Origin of the sequence: Lysobacter solisilvae (assembly GCF_016613535.2) — a bacterium.
In the GTDB taxonomy this organism is placed as follows: Bacteria; Pseudomonadota; Gammaproteobacteria; order Xanthomonadales; family Xanthomonadaceae; genus Agrilutibacter; species Agrilutibacter solisilvae.
In genome coordinates, this window is the sequence record NZ_CP071518.1 from 582,081 (window position 1) to 598,682 (window position 16,602).

The following is a 16,602-nucleotide window of genomic DNA, read 5'->3' on the forward strand; positions in this document are numbered from 1 at the left end:
ACGGGCGGGGATCAGGGGCGGCGCGCGTGGACCACCTTGAATCCACCCTGTTGCACCACCGTGCGCACCTGCGGAAAGTGCTCCTGCAGCGCGGTCTCGTACGGCAGATGGCGATTGGCCACGATCCACAGCTCGCCGCCCGGACGCAATGCCTGCGCGGCGACGGCGATGAAGCGCCGTCCGATATCCGGCCGGTCCGCGCGGCCCTGTGCGTGGAATGGCGGATTGCTGACGATGACGTCGAACGCGCGCCCCAGGCCAACGGTGACGTCATGCCAGTGGAAGCCCATCGGTTTCGACGACAGGGCGGCCAGGTTCTGCCGCGCCAGGTCGAGGGCGCGACGCTCGGCTTCGTACAGGTCCAGCGAAGTGATCCCCGCGCAGCGCGCGAGCAGCTCCGCCGACAGGAAGCCGAAGCCCGCACCCAGGTCGGCCGCCTCGCCGCGCAGCGTGGTCGGCAGATGTTGGGCCAGCAAGGCCGAGGCGGGGTCGATGCGGTCCCATGCGAACAGGCCCGGGCGGCTGTGGAAGCGGCCGTCGGCAATCGGCCGCGGCGCATCGGCCTGGCGCCATTGCGCCAGCAGCTCCGCGTCGACGCCCTCCTGCGCGAGCGGCGCAGTCCAGAACGCGCGGCACTTGTGCTTGGACAGCTGGCCCAACGGCCCGGCCAGGCGGGCGAGGTCGGCCTGCGCCGACTTCGCGCCTTCATCGTTGGCTACGCAGGCCAGCACGCGCCCACCCGGACGCGCACGATCCACGGCCCGCGCGAACAGGGCCCGCGCCTCGTCCCGCTGGCGCGGCGGCAACACCAGCACCAGGCTCTGCAGTGACAGGTCTCCGTCCGCATCGGCCAGCGCCAGGCCCGATCGCGCCAGGCGGTCAGCCTCCGGCCGGAAGGTCTGTTCGCACAACAGGCCGGGGAACGCACGCTGGTGCAGCGGCCAGCCGTCGCGTGCGCGCAGGAACAGCGCGCCGTCCGCCGGCCAGTCCAGCGGACCGTCGACAATCGGCAGCATGAGGGTTTCCAGCGCGGGATCGGTACCGTCGGGCAGCACGCAGGGCATCCGTTGAACGTGTACGGATTCTATGCGGCCGCGCGCGATTCCGCCCGATTTCCTGAGGAAATCCCGATATTTAACGTGGGACCAACACCGCCGCGGGCATCATCGGCGCTGTCCATAGCACGAGGATCTGTCCATGCGAGCCCTTTTCGTCGGTGGTACGGTCGACAACAGCGAACTCGATCTGAGCGTGGATCGCCCGCCGCTGCATTACCCCGAGAACACCGGCGGCGGCCACTCGCGTTATCGCCTCCACCATGTGGGCCTGCGGGACGAAGGTGAGATCGCCTACGCGGTCTATGCCTCCCCGGAACTCGCGGACGAGATGGTCAGCAATGTCAGCGACGAACGCCGGTACCCCAGCCGCTTCCAGGCCACCCCTGCGCTGATGGCACGCTGAGCCCGCCCGGCCAGCATTGGCCGCCCCACGGGCCCGCCTCAACGACCGACCGGCAGAAGCTCGAAGCTGTCGCCCAGCGGCCGGCCATCCGGACCGAAGCGACGCTCGGCGAAGGCGATGCTTCCCTCACCCACCAGCACGACGGTGCTGCAGCGCGTGCCATAGCGCTCGCCGCGCACGAAGGGCGGCGACAACCAGCGCTCCATCTCCAGGCCGACACCGGTGTCGGGAAGCGCGGCGTCGGGCGCGGGCGTGGTGTCGGAGAGCGCCGCGAACAGCGGCTCCAGCCGGGACACGTCCACGGCCTGCATGGACGACGGGGAATCCAGCCACGCACGCAGCGCGCGCGTGGCGTGCCCACTCTTCGGCCAGGCGGCATCGAAGGCGCCGTTGGACATGGCGTGGATGCCTGGCGCCACGGCATGCGTGTGTGCCTGCGGATGGTTGCTGGCGAAGTGGAGTTCGCTGCCATCCCAGGCCAGCAGGTTGTAGCGGCCAAACTCGGGCGCGATCGGCGTGAGGCTGGCGGTGAATGCGGCGGCCGGCTCCGTCCCGGCCGCGAAGTCATTCACGAGGGCGCCGCGCGACCGCGGTGCCGGCGGTGCATCGCGGCCTGCGCGCACGTTCGTCACCGCCGCCAGGCGACCGGTGGTGGAGGCCAGCAGCCAGGCGCCGCCGGCTTGCAGGTCGCGGCCGCCATGGATCCGCGCGTCCGGCCATGGGCCCGCAGGTGCCGCGGCGCGCGCATGGAACTCGTCGCGGTTGGCGATCAGGGCCAGCGCGAAACGGGGGTGGGCTTGCCAGGCGACTGCGATCAGGCACATCCCGACATCATAGGCGGCGCCCGTCATCGCCGACCGGCGCGGGGATGGGACACACTGGTGGCATGACCGTCTATGTCGACGATGCCGTCCATCTCTGGCGCGAGCGCCGCTGGGCCCACCTGATGGCCGACACCCTCGGGGAGCTGCATGCGATGGCCGGGCAACTGGGACTGCCGCGACGCGCCTTCCAGAACAAGACCAGTGGCGCGCACTACGACGTGGACGCGGTCCTGCGCGAGCAGGCGCTTGCCCTGGGCGCGGTCGCCATCTCGCGGCACCGCGACCGGGCGCTGGTGAAGGCGGTCATCGCGCGCGCCCGCGAGCAGGGCCGCGGCCTGGCGCCCTGATTCAGCGCACCAGCAGCGTGCGCAGCACCGGCAGCGTGGTGACATCGTCGATGCCCTTCAGTGCCACGACCGCCTCGCGCAGGTCAGCCAGTTGCGCAGGCGTGCCGGCCTGCACGAGCACCAGCAGGTCGATGTCCCCGGCCACGCTGTGGCAGGCCTGGACCTGCGGCATCCGTGCCAGCGCGGGCATCACGTCGTCGCAGGTGAAACCATCGGCATAGCGCAGCAGCAGCCAGGCGCGCAGGGGATCGCCCTGACTGCCGAGCCGGACCGTGTACTGGGCAATGACCCCAGCCTCTTCCAGCCGCTGGACGCGTTCCTGGACCGCGCTGCGCGACAGGCCCACCGATTTGGCCAGGTGCACCGTGGACAGGCGCGCGTTGTCCTGCAACAGGGCAATAAGCCTGCGATCGATGTCGTCGAGCGTCTTCATGCAGCGATTATCGCCGCTCCGACCGGCGGAAGGCCGGCCCGCGCCGGCAATCTGCCGGGTTGAGACCGGCGGACGACTGCATCGATAGTGCGCGTCCTCTCTTACTCCCGGTAAATGCGATGACGCTCGATGAACACACCGCCCTGATCCCGATCGACGTGCAGCAGGCCTTCGACCATGCGCCGTGGCCGCCGCGCAACAACCCGGGGATGGAGGCCAACGGCCTGCGCCTGCTCGAGGCCTGGCGCGCCAGCGGCCGGCCGCTGATCCACGTCAAGCACGACTCGGTAGTACCAGGCTCCACCCTGGCCGCCGGCCATCCCGGCAACGCGCAGCGGCCGGGCTTCGAGCCACAGGGCGCCGAGCCGCTGGTCCGCAAATCGGTCAACGCCGCCTTCATCGGCACCGACCTGGACCTGCGGCTGCGCCGACTGGGCGTCACCAGCGTCGTGCTGTTCGGCATCAGCACCGACATGTGCGTCTCGACGACGGCGCGCGTGGCCGCCAACCTGGGCTACCGCACCATCGTCGTCGGCGATGCGAGCTTCTGCTTCGACCAGGCCGATGCCGACGGCGCCGTGATCCCGGCCGAACTGGTCCATCGCGTGCACCTGGCGACGCTGCGGGCGGAGTTCGCGGAGGTGGTGGACACGGACGGGCTGCTGCGGTCGCTGGGCTGAGCCGGCGACAGCGCGGCGGGCAGGGCGCGATTACGGGGGCGCGGCTACAATGCGCCCCAGCCTTTTCCACCGAGCACGACCATGGCCAGCACCCCGCCCGACCGCCTCTGCAACGATCCGCGCAGCAAGTTCTACGATGAGTCCATGCTCGAGCGCGGCATCGGCATCCGCTTCAATGGCGCCGAGCGCCACAACGTCGAGGAGTACTGCATCAGCGAGGGCTGGGTGCGCCTGCCGGTGGGCAAGGCACTGGATCGCCACGGCCAGCCGATGACGATGAAGGTCAAAGGCCAGGTCGAGGCGTGGTTTCTGACCCCGGACGCCGAAGCGCCGCAGGAGTAGACCGGCCGCGGTTTCGCGCGACGCCCCGACGGCCGGCCCGGCGCCTGCCGTCGGCCTTGCCGCCTGCCCGCTCAGGCCTTGAGCCGGTATCCGGTGCGGAAGATCCACGCGACCAGCGTCGCGCAGATGGCCAGGAACAGCACGATCGCCGCCACGCTGACCCCGACGTTGACGTCGGACACCCCGTAGAAGCTCCAGCGCATGCCGCTCACCAGGTACACCACCGGGTTGAACAGCGCGATCTTCTGCCACACGCCGGGCAGCATGGAGATCGAGTAGAACGCGCCGCCCAGGAAGGTCAGCGGCGTCAGCACCAGCAGCGGCACCACCTGCAGCTTCTGGAAGCTGTCGGCCCAGATGCCCAGGATGAAGCCGAACAGGCTGAAGCTCAGTGCGGTGAGCACGAGGAAGCAGGCCATCCACAGCGGATGCTGGATCTCATAGGGCACGAAGAAGCGCGCGGTGGCCAGGATCAGGACGCCCAGGATCAGTGACTTGGTCGCCGCCGCGCCGACGTAGCCCAGCAGGATCTCCAGCGTCGACACCGGTGCCGACAGCAGTTCGTAGATCGTCCCCGACCACTTGGGCAGGTAGATGCCGAAGGAAGCGTTGGACACGCTCTCGGTGAGCAGCGAGAGCATGATCAGGCCGGGAATGATGAAGGCGCCGTAGCTGACGCCGTCCACTTCGCCCATGCGCGAGCCGATCGCGGCACCGAACACGACGAAGTACAGCGAAGTCGACAGCACCGGCGAAAGAATCGATTCGAGCAGCGTGCGGAAGGTGCGCGCCATCTCGAAGTGATAGATCGCGCGCACGGCATGCAGGTTCATGGGCGTGCTCCCGACGTGCCGCCGGCGTGCACCAGGCTGACGAAGATTTCCTCCAGCGAGCTCTCGCTGGAATGCAGGTCCTTGAAGTCCACGCCCGCATCGTGCAGCCGGCGCAGCAGGGTGGCGATGCCGGTGTCCTCGCGTTGGGTGTCGAAGGTGTACACCAGCGAGTGGCCGTCGTCGGCCAGTTCCAGCGGGAAGCCGTCGAGCGCCGCAGGCACCGCCTGCAACGGCTCCTGCAGCTGCAGGGTGAGCTGCTTCTTGCCCAGCTTGCGCATGAGCGTGTGCTTGTCCTCCACCACGATCAACCGGCCCTGGCTGATCACGCCGATGCGGTCGGCCATCTCCTCGGCCTCCTCGATGTAGTGCGTGGTCAGGATGATGGTGACGCCGCGTTCGCGCAGCGCGCGCACCATCTGCCACATGTCGCGGCGCAGTTCGACGTCGACGCCGGCCGTGGGTTCGTCCAGGAACAGGATCTGCGGTTCGTGCGCCAGGGCCTTGGCGATCAGCACCCGCCGCTTCATGCCGCCGGACAGGGCCATGATCTTGCTGTCCTTCTTGTCCCACAGGGACAGGTCGCGCAGCACGCGTTCGAGATAGGCCGCATTGGGGCCCTTGCCGAACAGGCCGCGGCTGAAGCTGATCGTGGCCCAGACCGTCTCGAAGGCGTCAGTGGACAGTTCCTGCGGCACCAGGCCGATGCGGGCGCGCGCGGCGCGGTAGTCCCGCACGATGTCGTGGCCGTCGGCGAGCACCCGCCCGGTGCTCGCATTGACGATGCCGCAGATGATGCTGATCAGCGTCGTCTTGCCGGCGCCGTTGGGTCCGAGCAGGGCGAAGATCTCGCCACGGCGGATGTCCAGGTCCACCTGGTGCAGCGCAACCTGGCCCGAGGCATAAGTCTTGCTGACACCTTGGACGCTGATGATCGGATCCACGTGCACGCCCGCTGCCGGAAGGGTCCGGGGATCGTAAACGGTCGCCCGCGTGGTCGTGTCGAGGGAGCTCACAGGCGCGTGCGGGCGGTCCATGTCAGCCCATGTCGCCCAGTTCACGGGCTGCAGGCGGCTGCGAGGTCAGCCGCGACAGCAGCGTGCGCACCGCCGGAACGGTGACCCAGGCCACCGGAAGGGCGATGACGAACGCCAGCGCCCAGTTGGCCAGCCAGGCCTGGAGCAGGCCCGGGCCCGGGCCGGCATGCAGGACCGTCATGGCCAGGCTGATGACACCTGACATCACAGTGACCATCAGTGGGACGAAGGCGAACTGCGCCTGGCGGGGAGTCAGCATCGACGGGAGCTCTGAAGGGGGAGCGACAAGGCTAGGCCGCCCGGCGGGTTTCGATAAGCCCGTCACGGCTGCACGGAATATCCCGGATGCGGGGCAATGGCCTCTCGCGTCGCCTGGCTGAATGCGGGACAACCCTGTCGCGCCGGAAGGGCGACTGCCGTCAAGGTTCGACAAGGCCGAAGGCAGTCCGCGGTTCCAACGGCCGCTGGCCCACCTACCATCGCAACGCATCCGGTATCGCGCCGGGACCACCACGCACCACACCAAGGGGAAGACAATGAAGCGTCTGTTGCTGGCTGCCTCCATCGCCTGCCTGTGCCTGGCCTCGACCTCCGCGTTTGCGGGCGGCAAGGGGCGCGGCCACGGCGGTCACCACGGCGACCACCATGGTTATGACGACCATCCGCCCGGCAAGCACAAGGGCTGGCACAAGGACAACTGGCGCCGGGGCGACCGCATCGAGATCGTCCACGTCGAGCGCCGCTACTACATCGACGACTACGCGCACTACCACCTGCGCCAGCCGCCGCGCGGCCACCGCTGGATCCGCACGCCGGACGGCAAGTTCATCCTGGTCGCCGTGGCCACCGGCATCATCGCCGACATCCTGCTGCACCACTGACCGCTGCACCGCGCCCGGCGCGCGGTTGCCGCCCACGAAAAGCCCCGCCTCAAGCGGGGCTTTTCGTTGTGGCGGTCAGCGCGGGGATCTGCGCAGTAACGCGCCGCAATGGCGTGCTCGCTGTCAGTCCTTTTCCTTGCCGATCACCTTGCCGTTGACCGGATCAATCTTCAGTTCGACGTCCTTGCCCTGCGGGTCATCGGCTTCGGCATTCCAGATGCCGTCCTCGTAATCGACGTCGTGCACGTTGGTGTAGCCGGCGGCGGCCAGTTTCGCGCGGACGTCGGCCTCGCCGAGGTTGGCGACCTGCTCGTCCGGATAGACCTGACCGGTCCGGGGGTCGATGCGCACGTCGACGCGGTTGCCATTCGCGCTGCGCGCGTCGGCTTTCCACACGCCGTCCTCGAACTTGACGTCGTTGACCCGGGTATAGCCCTGCGCCTCGAGCCGTGCCTGGATCTGCGGCTGCGTGAGCGCCTCCTGCCCCTGGGCACCGCCGGCGACCACTGCCAGCGCGAACACGGCGGTCGACATCATCTTCGCAACCGGCTTGGGTGCAATCAGCTTCATCCACGACTCCTGGTTTTTGAAGGAGCCGGCAGTGTCCGAATCGTCAGGACAACCGCGGATGAAACCCCGGGTGCGCGGGTCAGGACCCGTTGGCGGAGGTCGACGCGACGTGATTCGCCGCGGCGCCCGCCGCGGTCCGCTAGGCCGCCGGCCTGTGCGGCGATGCGCGCAATGCGCGCGCGATCATGCCGATGCCGCCGGCCAGCAACGCCAGCATCATCAGGGTGTTGAACAGGCTGGTGGGCGCGAACCAGATCCGCAGGTTGACCAGGATGCCGGCGAGGATGATCACCAGCGATGCGATGAGCAACAGCCAGCCCACCACGGCGCGACCGTTGAAGAACAGCATCCCGACGCCGGCGATGAAGGGCACCAGCGACAGCCCGAAGCTGTTGTAGCCCCACAGGTGCCAGGCGCCGCCGCTGACGGTGACCTGGTTCATCAGCAGCCAGCCGCCAGCCACCGCACAGGCGAATCCCACCAGGAACAGCCCCAGCCCGCCTTCCGTCCCGCCCGCTCCGCGCATTGCCGTCTCCCGTTGGATGGCCCGGATCATCGGGCCTATGCAGGCGGGCCGCAATCGGCATCTGCCTGGGCAGCACTCCGGCCAAAAAAAAAGCCCGGCCGAAGCCGGGCTTTTTCGTCTTGCTGGTGCGGACTTACGCCGGCTGGACGGCGTCTGCCTGCAGGCCCTTCTGGCCCTTGGTCACGGTGAAGGTGACCTTCTGGCCTTCCTGCAGGCTCTTGAAGCCCTGGGACTGGATGGAACGGAAATGGACGAAAACGTCCTCGCCATTCTCACGGCTGATGAAGCCGAAGCCCTTGGCATCGTTGAACCACTTGACGGTACCGGTTTCACGGTCGGACATGACTTGCTCCTTGGAACAGTTTTGAAAGCGCCGCATTTCTGCGGCAAGGAAGCTGGTTGCAAGGAGGAAGCGGGGTACAACGATGTAGCGGATCTTCGATCTACAGCATCAGGCCACGATTCAAGTGACCCTTGGAACTCAGCGGGCGCACGGTAACCGCTCGTGGCGGCGAGCGTCAATCATCCCGGCATGGGTCGTTCAGTTTCGGCTCCCGGGAACCCTGTGGCCGCCGTCCAGCGGGGTCACCCGGGCTCCGCGCGGCCTTGCGGCGGCCGTCCGGCCCCGGGATCGCGCATGGCGCCGCTGAGCGCGTCCGGGCCACACCCGGTCCTGGCAGGCACGGCCTGATGGCGGGAGGATTGCTCCGGCGTGCGCGCTGGACGGGCTCGCGCGCATGAACTGGGGGCGAGCATGAACCGCTCCGCCCGGCCATGACGGTCGCTGTACGCACTTTTTACCCGACCGGGCGGAGCCTTGCGGGCGTTCCACCCACAGGAGTACCCCGCATGACCCGCAGCTCCCTCACCCTGCTGTCGATCACCGTGGCCATGGCGCTGGCCGCCTGCGCCCGCGACGAGGACCGCACCGCGGACGTCGCGCCGGCCGACACGGCGACCGAGGTCGCCACCACCACGCCTGCCCCGGCCACCGAGGCCGCTCCACCCGCGACACCCGCAACACCGGCAGCCGAGCCTGTCACGACGGCCGATGCGGCCTCCCCGGTCGACAACCACTTCGCCCTGCTCGACACCGACCACGATGGCACCGTGCTCGCGGCCGAACACGCCAGCAGCGCCCACGCCATGTTCAACACCATGGACACCAATGCGGACGGGCGCGTGACCGCCGAGGAGATGGACGCGGCCAAGGGCACGCTATCGGCTGATACGCGCATGAGTTCGGCCGACAAGATCCGCACCATCGACACCAATCACGACGGTGTGCTGACCGTAGCCGAACACGAGGCCGGATCGCGCACGATGTTCGAGAAGATGGATTCAGACAAGAACGGTCAGTTGACCCTGGCCGAGGTCCAGGCCGGCCACGACGCGACGATGGGCGAGCGCCAGTAGACCGCGCTGGCGCGCATCAAGGGCGCCAGGACGCGCAGACCGCATTCAGGGCGCGGCTCCGCAGGATCCGCGCCCTTTTTTGTTGCGTGCGTTGCGCGGGGGCCGCGCGCCATTGCACGTCCGGTCCACATGCCGCGACGTATGTTGGCAGGACTTTCCTGAGGGAGACTGCACGCATGGGTACCAACGACCACGCCCGCGAACGCGTCAAGACCGACCACACCACGCCTCCACCGAAAGGCAATCGCACCCAGGATGCCGACCACGCACTGCGCGCCGGCCAGGATGGCGCCACGCAACGCAAGTCCTCTTCCGGACGCGAACCGTCCACGCGCGACGAAGGCCGCGACGACCGCCGCAGCGGGAGCGACAGCGGCCGTCAGTAGCGCCAGACGCCGGCTGGACACTGCCACGGCAGGAAAAATGCGGCACCCAGCGCCCTCGGGGCGGATCGATCATGCGCCGCCCAGCGCCCGGCGGGGCACGGTGGCGTTGTCCTTCCCGGACGCGCAGAATCAAACCGCATTTCCGCTGTGGAGAGCGCCATGGTTCGCCCCACGACCCCGGCCCGCCTGACCCTGCTGGTGCTCCACGCCTGCCTGGCCTCTGCCTGCGCCCATGCCCCCGCCGTGGCCACCGACGCGCCCTACAGCCTGCCGGCCAATGGCCCGGTCGACGTGCGCTGGCGGGAACCCTCGCAGTTCGAGGAAATGCGCTACGGCCAGGCCTCGTTTGAAGACCGGCGCGGCGAATGGGTCGAGGAGCTGGCCCAGCATCTGCGCGAGCGTGCCGCCTCCCGGCTGGCGCCCGGCGACCACCTGCTCGTGGAGTTCATCGACATCGACCGGGCGGGCGATTTCGAACGCTGGCGCGCCGTCGGCGTCCAGGACACGCGCGTGGTGCGTGACATCTACCCGCCGCGCATGCGGCTGAATTTCGTCCACACCGATGCCAACGGCACTGTCCTCGCCCAGGGCGAGCGGCGGCTGACCGATGCGGGCTTTCTCAGCGGCGCGCGGGGCATCGACAGCGATCGCCTGCGCTTCGAGAAGCGCCTGCTGGACCAGTGGCTGGTGCGCGAATTCCCGCGGTGAAATTGCCGCAGTGAAATTCCCGCGCTGAATCGAGTCGTCCCGCGGCCGGGCGCGCCAATCAGTGCACCGCGCCGACGTCACGCAGCAGCTGCTGGATGCTGTGGTCCTGCAGCGGGTCGAACTCCACCCCCAGATGGTCGCTGCAGACGCGCGTGACCTTGGCCTGCAGCGCGACGATGTCGGCGGCGTGGATCTGGAACAGCACGCGCAGTGGCATGCCCGCCGGCGGCGTCCAGCCGTCTGACAGCCCCACGCGGGCACCGCCCTCCGACAGGTCCATCACATCGGCCAGGTGCTGGTCGCCGTTGGGGGTGAGCATCACTGCCACGACGACGTCGTGGCGCGCGTGGTGCCTGCGTTCCTGCTGCGCGTCCATGGAGGTGTCCTCGGCCAGCGCATCGCGACGGCCGCGACACTCCCCAGGAACAACGCGGATTGGCTCCGCCACAGGCCCGCCGAACGCTTCGATAACAATGTAGTCACCTCGACCTCACCTGCGACCCGCTTCAGGTAGCCGGGCATACGCGCCGCTCACCTCGCCCTGCCTACCGTCGGCCGCAGTCAGCCAGGAGTCCGCCATGCGCCTGCTCGTCGTCCTGAGCTCCCTCGCCATGCCGGCCGTGGCGTGGCTCTCCCAACGCGGTGTGTTCGGCCCCGACAACGGCACGGTGTCCGACCGTTACCCGACGCTGCTGGTCGCGGCCGGATACGCATTTGCGATCTGGGGTCTGATTTTCCTGCTCGACGTGGCGTACGGCATCTGGCAGGCCACCGGTGCGCGTCGCCGGGACCCGGCGCTCGACCGGGTGGCGCCGTGGGCGGCGGGCGGTTTCGCGTTGACCGCAGGCTGGATGCCCCTGTTCTCGCTGGGCGCCGCCACGCCGGGGCTGTTCTGGGTGTGCCTGCTCGTGATCATCGGCGCATTGGCCTGCATGGCGTGTGCGGCGGCGCGTGCCGTCGACGGTGTCGTGCCGGCGTGGGCGCGCAATGCGCTGGCCTTGCACGCGGGCTGGCTGTCGCTGGCCGTGTTCCTCAACCTGGCCCAGGTGATCGTGGCCTTCAGACTGTTGTCGCCGACGCACATGCTCGGCTGGAGCCTGGGGCTGTTCGCGGCCGCCGCGTGCGTGCTGGCGCTGGTGAACCTGAGGTTGCGTGGCCAATGGGGCTATGTGGTCGCCGGGATCTGGGGCCTGGCCGGCGTGTACGTGCACCAGTCGGAGTCGAGCCTGCCAGGTGCAGGGGCCGCCGCCCTGGTGGCCTTCGGGATCGGCGTGCTGATCCTCGCCCAGACGCTCTGGCTGCAGCTGCGGGAACCGGCGTTGGGGGCCCGTACGGTTCCGGCCGAGTAGGCCGTCCCGAGGCGGCATGCGAGATGCGTGCGTCTGGCCCCGGCATGCGCGGACGGCGCGTGCGACGATCGGCAGGTGATCTCCTTCATCCTGCCCGCACATGACGAAGCCGTCCTGATCGGCGCCACGCTGCGCGCCGTGCATGTCGCCGCGCGGGCGCTGGATTGCGAGTACGAGATCGTCGTCGTCGACGATGCTTCCACGGACCGCACCGCGGAGATCGCACACGAACTGGGCGCGCGCGTGCTGCGCGTCGAGCATCGCCACATCGCCGCCACGCGCAATGCCGGGGCGCGTTTCGCCCTCGGCGACCGGCTGGTGTTCGTCGACAGCGACACCCTCATCGATACGGCCGTGCTGGCCGCGGCACTGGGCGCCCTCGCCGGTGGCGCGGTCGGCGGAGGCGCCACGGTGCGGATGACCGGGACGCTGGCCTGGTATGAACGACTGGCGGTGGGCGTCGCCGTGCCCGTGCTGCGGTGGGCCCGGATCGCCCCGGGATGTTTCATCTTCTGCACGCGCGCCGCCTTCGAGGCGGCCGGGGGGTTCGACGAGCGGCTCTACGCCGCCGAGGATGTCGCGCTCAGCCATGCGCTGGCGCGGCGCGGCCGGTTCGTCCTTCTGCGCGAGACCGTCGCCACGTCGGAACGCAAACTGCGCACGTTCGGCGCCGGCGAACACCTGCGGCTGCTGTGGCGGCTGGCGCGCCACGGTCGCGGCGCGCTGCGTTCTCGCGACCACCTGCGGTTGTGGTACGACAAGCGGCGCCACGGCCCGCCCTGAAGCGGATTGCCGGTCCACTTCCGGCACCAGGCCCGCGCGGGCCATCCCTTGCCTGAAGCGGACGCAACGCGGCCCACGTTTCTTCACGCGACGGCCAAGCCGGCTGCAACAGCATCGGTCCATCTTCCAGGAACCGCTGCCATGACCCTTCGCACCTGCTGCCTGTTGCTCCTCCTGCCCGTCGCCGCCGTCGCCCAGACCACGACGCCCCCCGCGAGCCCGCCACCCCCGGCGGGTGACGCGAAGATCGCCGAGTACAAGGCGGCCCAGGGCGGCGGGGAAAAAACCGACCCCGCTGCGCCCCCGCGAGCCGAAGCGCAATCGCAGGCGCCTGCGCCGGCGCCGGCGAAGGACGACCCCGCAATGTCGCCACCCGCGGGCGACGCCGCCATCGAGGCCTACAAGTCGGGTACCGCCGGCACGCCGACGCCGCCTGCATCCACCACTCCGCCGTCGCCGGCCTCGCCGCCTGCCAATGACGGATCTGCGCGGCCGATCGAGCACGACATGCTGCACGCGCAGATCCTGCTGGAGCGTGCGCACTTCTCGCCCGGCGAGATCGACGGCCAGGGCGGCAGCAACACCCGGCGCGCCATCGCGGCCTTTCAACGCTTCCAGGGGCTGACGGCTTCCGGGGAACTGGACGAGGCGACCTGGGCCGCGCTGGAAACCCAGGGCGCCGCGCTGGTGGACTACACGCTCACCGCGCAGGACGTCGCCGGGCCGTTCGCGGCCGTACCCAAGGACATGATGGACAAGGCCAAGCTCACCACGCTGGGCTACGCGAGCGCGGCCGAAGCCCTGGGCGAACGCTTCCGCGCCAGCCCCGCGCTGCTGCAGCGGCTCAATCCCGGCAAGCCGCTGGACGTGGCCGGCACCACGCTCACCGTGCCCAATGTCGCGGACCTGGCGCCGCCGGCGAAGGCGGCCAAGGTGCTGGTGGACAATTCCGACGCCTCGGTCGCGCTGGTCGATGCCCAGGGCCGGGTCTATGCGCGCTACCCCGCCAGCACCGGCAGCAGTCACGACCCGCTGCCGGTCGGCGAATGGAAGATCAACGGCGTCACCGTCGACCCGACCTTCCAATACAACCCCGAACTCTTCTGGGATGCCGACCCGGCCCATGCCAAGGCGAAGATCCCGGCCGGCCCGAACAACCCGGTAGGCGTCGCCTGGGTCGACCTGTCCAAGCCGCACTACGGCATCCACGGAACACCCGAGCCGGCCACCATCGGCAAGACGCAGTCCCACGGCTGCATCCGGCTGACCAACTGGAGCGCTCGCGAACTGGCCAAGGCGGTCTCGGCCGGTCTGCCCGCGCTGCTGCAGGAGTAATCCGTGCGGACGCTGCTGGTGTTCATCGTCGGCCTGCTGCTCGGGGCCAACGCGGTGTATTTCGCGATGACGCGTTACGCGCGTCCGGACTGCCCGCGCGAGTGCCCTGCTCCGTCGGAATCCGCGCGACCGATCCCCGCCTCGCCGACGACCCGGTCGCCGGTGGCGGCCGCGCCGGCGCCGGCCGACAGCCCGGTCGCTACGCTGCCGGCACCAGCACCCTCACCGGCCATTGCGAGCGCGCATGGGGGACTGGGACTGCCCGTGCGGGGCCTCACGGTGGACCAGTTGCAGGACACCTTCTCGGATGCGCGCGGCAGTGAACGCCGCCATGAGGCGATGGACATCGCCGCACCCGCCGGGACGGAGGTGCTGGCGGTGGCCGACGGGCGCATCGAGAAGCTCTTCACCAGCGCCCAGGGCGGCCTGACCATCTACCAGTTCGAGCCCACCGGACAGTACGCGTACTACTACGCGCACCTCCAGGGCTATGCGCCCGGCCTGCGCGAAGACCAGGCCGTGGTGCGCGGGCAGCTGCTGGGTTACGTGGGCAGCACGGGCAACGCCAACCCGTCGGCGCCCCATCTGCACTTCGCGGTCTTCGAACTGGGACCGGAAAAACAGTGGTGGAAGGGAACGGCGATCAATCCGTATCCGCTGCTGGGCGGACGGCACTGACCGCCGGCACCGGCGCCGGGCACAGGGTCGCCATCACCGCATCCAGTTCGTGCGGCGACAACGGTTTGGTCAGATGGGCGTGGAAGCCGGCGGCGAGCGAAGCCGCACGGTCGGAAGGCTGGCCGTAGCCGGTGAGCGCGACCATCGAAGGCGGATCCCGGTACTGCATCCGCAGGACGCGCGCGACTTCCAGCCCATCGATGTCCGGCAGCCCGATGTCCAGGGAACACCAGGTCCGGGCGCCGTCGCGTGACTGCGGCGAGTGCGTCGGCGCCGTTGTAGACGGCGCGCACCCGGTGCCCGCGCGTGCGCAGCAGGGTACTCAGCGTGTCGGCGGCGTCGCGGTTGTCGTCCACGATGAGGATGTCGTGCGCGAGTACCGATTCAGTGGCCGCGGCGCCGGCCTGCACGCCCTCCGGCGGCTCGATCCTCGGCAGACGCACGACGAACTCCGTGCCTTCGCCGGGCTTGCCGGTGCTGAACACGCTGATCTGGCCGTCATGCATCGCGACCAGCTGCTGGACCAGGCTCAGGCCCAGGCCCAGGCCGCTCTGCGGCGAAGCCGGGTCACGCTCCCCCTGCACGAAGGGCAGGAAGATCTCGGCGGTGCGGTGGGCGGGGATGCCCGGCCCGTTGTCGGCCACGGCCAGTTCCACGAATTGCGGGGTGCTGCGCAGCGACGCCACGATGCGTCCGCCGTGCGGCGTGAACTTGGATGCGTTGCCCAGCAGGTTGCTCATCACCTGCAGCATCCGCGCGCGATCACCATGGATCCAGTACTCGCCCGGCGGACGCAGGATCGACAGCGCCTGCCCGCGTTCGACCGCCGCTGCTTCCACTGCCTCCACCGCCTCGGCCAGCACCGAGCCGGTCTCAACCGGATGGAAGTCGATCCGGATCTTGCCGTGCGTGATACGGCCCACGTCCAGCAGGTCGTCCACCAGCCGGGTCATCTGTCCCAGCTGCCGCGCGATCACGTCACGGCACATGCGCAGGCTCTGCGACGCGATCGGCTCCATCTGCATGATCGCCACGGCATTGGCGATCGGTGCCAGCGGGTTGCGCAGCTCATGGCCCAGCATGGCCAGGAACGTGGTCATGCGCCGGCCCTCGTCCTCCAGCGCCACGACGCGACGCTTCTCGGTGAGGTCACGGGTGACCTTGGCGAAGCCGATATGGCGTCCGGAATCGTCGCGCAGCGAAGTGATGACCACGCTGGCCCAGAAACGGCTGCCGTCCTTGCGCACGCGCCAGCCCTCGTCCTCCAGCCGGCCATCGCGCAGGGCCAGTTCCAGCTCGCGCGCGGGCCAGCCGGCGGTCACGACTTCGTCGGGATAGAACACCGAGAAGTGCTGACCGATGATTTCGTCGGCGCGGTAACCCTTGGCCCGCTCGGCGCCCGCGTTCCAGCTGACGACCGTGCCCTCCGGGTCCAGCATGAAGATTGCGTAGTCGCTCACGCCGTCCACGATCAGGCGGAAGCGTTCCTCGCTTCGACGCAGGAGTTCTTCGTGCTCGCGCCTGGCGGTGAGGTCGCGGGTGATCTTGGAGAAGCCGCGCAGCACGCCGCGCTCGTCCTCCAGGCGGGTAATGAGCACGTTCGCCCAGAACCGCGTCCCGTCCTTGCGCAGGCGCCCGTCCTCGAAGCGACCGGTCGCGCGGGCCATGTCCAGCTCGTGCTGCGGCCAGCCCTCCGCGATCCGTTCCTCGGGGTAGAACACGCTGAAATGGCGGCCGATGATTTCATCGGCCCGATAGCCCTTGATGTTCTGCGCGCCCAGGTTCCAAGTGCGGATGATCCCCTCGGGATCCAGCTGGAAGATCGCATAGTCCGGCACCGAGGCGACGAGAAGCCGGTAGATGTCCTCGTCAACCTCTTCAGGGATGGACTGCTGCGATACCTTCACGGGAAATGCGTGGCTCCGGACCAGCGGAAATGGGCTGCGCCGCGCGAAAGCCCCTTGACTCCTCATTGGAGCAGCGCCCGCGTGAAGCCGCTTTCACGCGGGCGCCTCA

The 16,602-nt window shown here is 69.2% G+C and carries 22 protein-coding genes and 1 pseudogene; 12 read left to right on the forward strand and 11 right to left on the reverse strand.

Annotated features, from left to right (window positions below; translation table 11 throughout):
• Positions 1–11 precede the first annotated feature (11 nt).
• Positions 12–1,016, reverse strand: a complete 1,005-nt coding sequence (locus tag I8J32_RS02630; RefSeq protein WP_200615590.1) for a class I SAM-dependent methyltransferase — start codon at positions 1,014–1,016, stop codon at positions 12–14.
• Positions 1,017–1,197: 181 nt separating this feature from the next.
• Here I8J32_RS02630 and I8J32_RS02635 point away from each other — a divergent pair, with 181 nt between their 5' ends.
• Positions 1,198–1,461, forward strand: coding sequence for a hypothetical protein (locus I8J32_RS02635; protein WP_200615375.1), 264 nt, complete (start codon positions 1,198–1,200; stop codon positions 1,459–1,461).
• Between the two features lie 38 nt (positions 1,462–1,499).
• Here the strand turns inward: I8J32_RS02635 and I8J32_RS02640 are convergent, their stop codons facing one another.
• Entirely contained in the window at positions 1,500–2,285 is a 786-nt protein-coding gene (locus I8J32_RS02640) for an NRDE family protein (RefSeq protein ID WP_200615373.1), read from the reverse strand.
• Positions 2,286–2,347: 62 nt separating this feature from the next.
• On the opposite strand from I8J32_RS02640, the gene I8J32_RS02645 reads away from it, so the two are divergent.
• Complete coding sequence (locus I8J32_RS02645) at positions 2,348–2,632, forward strand: DUF4031 domain-containing protein (protein ID WP_200615372.1); 285 nt, start codon at positions 2,348–2,350, stop codon at positions 2,630–2,632.
• 1 nt (position 2,633) lies between these two features.
• Here I8J32_RS02645 and I8J32_RS02650 read toward each other — a convergent pair whose 3' ends face one another.
• A complete protein-coding gene (locus tag I8J32_RS02650; protein WP_200615371.1) occupies positions 2,634–3,065 on the reverse strand; it encodes an Lrp/AsnC family transcriptional regulator in 432 nt (143 codons plus the stop codon).
• 119 nt (positions 3,066–3,184) lie between these two features.
• Here I8J32_RS02650 and I8J32_RS02655 point away from each other — a divergent pair, with 119 nt between their 5' ends.
• Both I8J32_RS02655 and I8J32_RS02660 read left to right on the forward strand, forming a co-directional pair.
• Positions 3,185–3,745: a cysteine hydrolase family protein gene (locus I8J32_RS02655; RefSeq protein WP_200615370.1), complete on the forward strand. Its 561-nt coding sequence runs from the start codon at positions 3,185–3,187 to the stop codon at positions 3,743–3,745.
• 81 nt (positions 3,746–3,826) lie between these two features.
• Positions 3,827–4,087, forward strand: a complete 261-nt coding sequence (locus tag I8J32_RS02660) for a DUF3297 family protein (RefSeq protein WP_200615369.1) — start codon at positions 3,827–3,829, stop codon at positions 4,085–4,087.
• 71 nt (positions 4,088–4,158) lie between these two features.
• Here I8J32_RS02660 and I8J32_RS02665 read toward each other — a convergent pair whose 3' ends face one another.
• The 3 genes from I8J32_RS02665 to I8J32_RS02675 form a co-directional block, all read right to left on the reverse strand.
• Positions 4,159–4,920: an ABC transporter permease gene (locus I8J32_RS02665; RefSeq protein ID WP_200615368.1), complete on the reverse strand. Its 762-nt coding sequence runs from the start codon at positions 4,918–4,920 to the stop codon at positions 4,159–4,161.
• Positions 4,917–5,861, reverse strand: coding sequence for an ABC transporter ATP-binding protein (locus I8J32_RS02670; RefSeq protein ID WP_200615367.1), 945 nt, complete (start codon positions 5,859–5,861; stop codon positions 4,917–4,919). The genes I8J32_RS02665 and I8J32_RS02670 overlap by 4 nt, the downstream gene beginning before the upstream one ends.
• A gap of 94 nt (positions 5,862–5,955) precedes the next feature.
• The gene (locus I8J32_RS02675) at positions 5,956–6,213 is read right to left on the reverse strand and encodes a DUF2798 domain-containing protein (RefSeq protein ID WP_200615365.1); all 258 of its coding nucleotides are present in this window, start codon (positions 6,211–6,213) and stop codon (positions 5,956–5,958) included.
• Positions 6,214–6,490: 277 nt separating this feature from the next.
• Between I8J32_RS02675 and I8J32_RS02680 the strand changes: the two genes are divergently transcribed.
• A complete protein-coding gene (locus I8J32_RS02680; protein WP_200615364.1) occupies positions 6,491–6,835 on the forward strand; it encodes an RcnB family protein in 345 nt (114 codons plus the stop codon).
• 123 nt (positions 6,836–6,958) lie between these two features.
• Here I8J32_RS02680 and I8J32_RS02685 read toward each other — a convergent pair whose 3' ends face one another.
• From I8J32_RS02685 to I8J32_RS02695, 3 genes are all read right to left on the reverse strand, one after another.
• Positions 6,959–7,405 carry a PepSY domain-containing protein gene (locus tag I8J32_RS02685; protein WP_245156398.1) on the reverse strand — a complete coding sequence of 149 codons (447 nt, stop codon included), beginning with the start codon at positions 7,403–7,405 and terminating at the stop codon, positions 6,959–6,961.
• 139 nt (positions 7,406–7,544) lie between these two features.
• Complete coding sequence (locus I8J32_RS02690) at positions 7,545–7,931, reverse strand: hypothetical protein (RefSeq protein ID WP_200615362.1); 387 nt, start codon at positions 7,929–7,931, stop codon at positions 7,545–7,547.
• A gap of 133 nt (positions 7,932–8,064) precedes the next feature.
• Positions 8,065–8,274, reverse strand: a complete 210-nt coding sequence (locus I8J32_RS02695) for a cold-shock protein (RefSeq protein WP_200615361.1) — start codon at positions 8,272–8,274, stop codon at positions 8,065–8,067.
• 506 nt (positions 8,275–8,780) lie between these two features.
• Here I8J32_RS02695 and I8J32_RS02700 point away from each other — a divergent pair.
• The 3 genes from I8J32_RS02700 to I8J32_RS02710 all read left to right on the forward strand — a co-directional run bounded on the left by I8J32_RS02700 (position 8,781) and on the right by I8J32_RS02710 (position 10,441).
• Entirely contained in the window at positions 8,781–9,347 is a 567-nt protein-coding gene (locus I8J32_RS02700; protein ID WP_200615359.1) for an EF-hand domain-containing protein, read from the forward strand.
• Between the two features lie 176 nt (positions 9,348–9,523).
• The gene (locus I8J32_RS02705) at positions 9,524–9,733 is read left to right on the forward strand and encodes a hypothetical protein (protein ID WP_200615357.1); all 210 of its coding nucleotides are present in this window, start codon (positions 9,524–9,526) and stop codon (positions 9,731–9,733) included.
• A gap of 159 nt (positions 9,734–9,892) precedes the next feature.
• Positions 9,893–10,441, forward strand: coding sequence for a DUF3016 domain-containing protein (locus tag I8J32_RS02710; protein ID WP_200615356.1), 549 nt, complete (start codon positions 9,893–9,895; stop codon positions 10,439–10,441).
• 58 nt (positions 10,442–10,499) lie between these two features.
• Here the strand turns inward: I8J32_RS02710 and I8J32_RS02715 are convergent, their stop codons facing one another.
• Complete coding sequence (locus tag I8J32_RS02715) at positions 10,500–10,817, reverse strand: PilZ domain-containing protein (protein WP_200615354.1); 318 nt, start codon at positions 10,815–10,817, stop codon at positions 10,500–10,502.
• A gap of 202 nt (positions 10,818–11,019) precedes the next feature.
• Between I8J32_RS02715 and I8J32_RS02720 the strand changes: the two genes are divergently transcribed.
• From I8J32_RS02720 to I8J32_RS17465, 4 genes are all read left to right on the forward strand, one after another.
• Positions 11,020–11,790 (forward strand): hypothetical protein, encoded by a 771-nt coding sequence (locus I8J32_RS02720; protein WP_200615352.1) that lies wholly within the window; start codon positions 11,020–11,022, stop codon positions 11,788–11,790.
• A 75-nt stretch (positions 11,791–11,865) separates the two neighbouring features.
• On the forward strand, positions 11,866–12,573 hold the full coding sequence (locus tag I8J32_RS02725; protein WP_200615350.1) for a glycosyltransferase: 708 nt from the start codon (positions 11,866–11,868) through the stop codon (positions 12,571–12,573).
• A gap of 507 nt (positions 12,574–13,080) precedes the next feature.
• A complete protein-coding gene (locus I8J32_RS02730) occupies positions 13,081–13,908 on the forward strand; it encodes a L,D-transpeptidase family protein (RefSeq protein ID WP_245156474.1) in 828 nt (275 codons plus the stop codon).
• 3 nt (positions 13,909–13,911) lie between these two features.
• Positions 13,912–14,586, forward strand: coding sequence for a M23 family metallopeptidase (locus tag I8J32_RS17465; RefSeq protein ID WP_200615349.1), 675 nt, complete (start codon positions 13,912–13,914; stop codon positions 14,584–14,586).
• Here I8J32_RS17465 and I8J32_RS02735 read toward each other — a convergent pair.
• Positions 14,552–16,493, reverse strand: a pseudogene (locus tag I8J32_RS02735) (hybrid sensor histidine kinase/response regulator). The gene I8J32_RS17465 and the pseudogene I8J32_RS02735 overlap by 35 nt on opposite strands.
• Between the last annotated feature and the right edge of the window lie 109 nt (positions 16,494–16,602).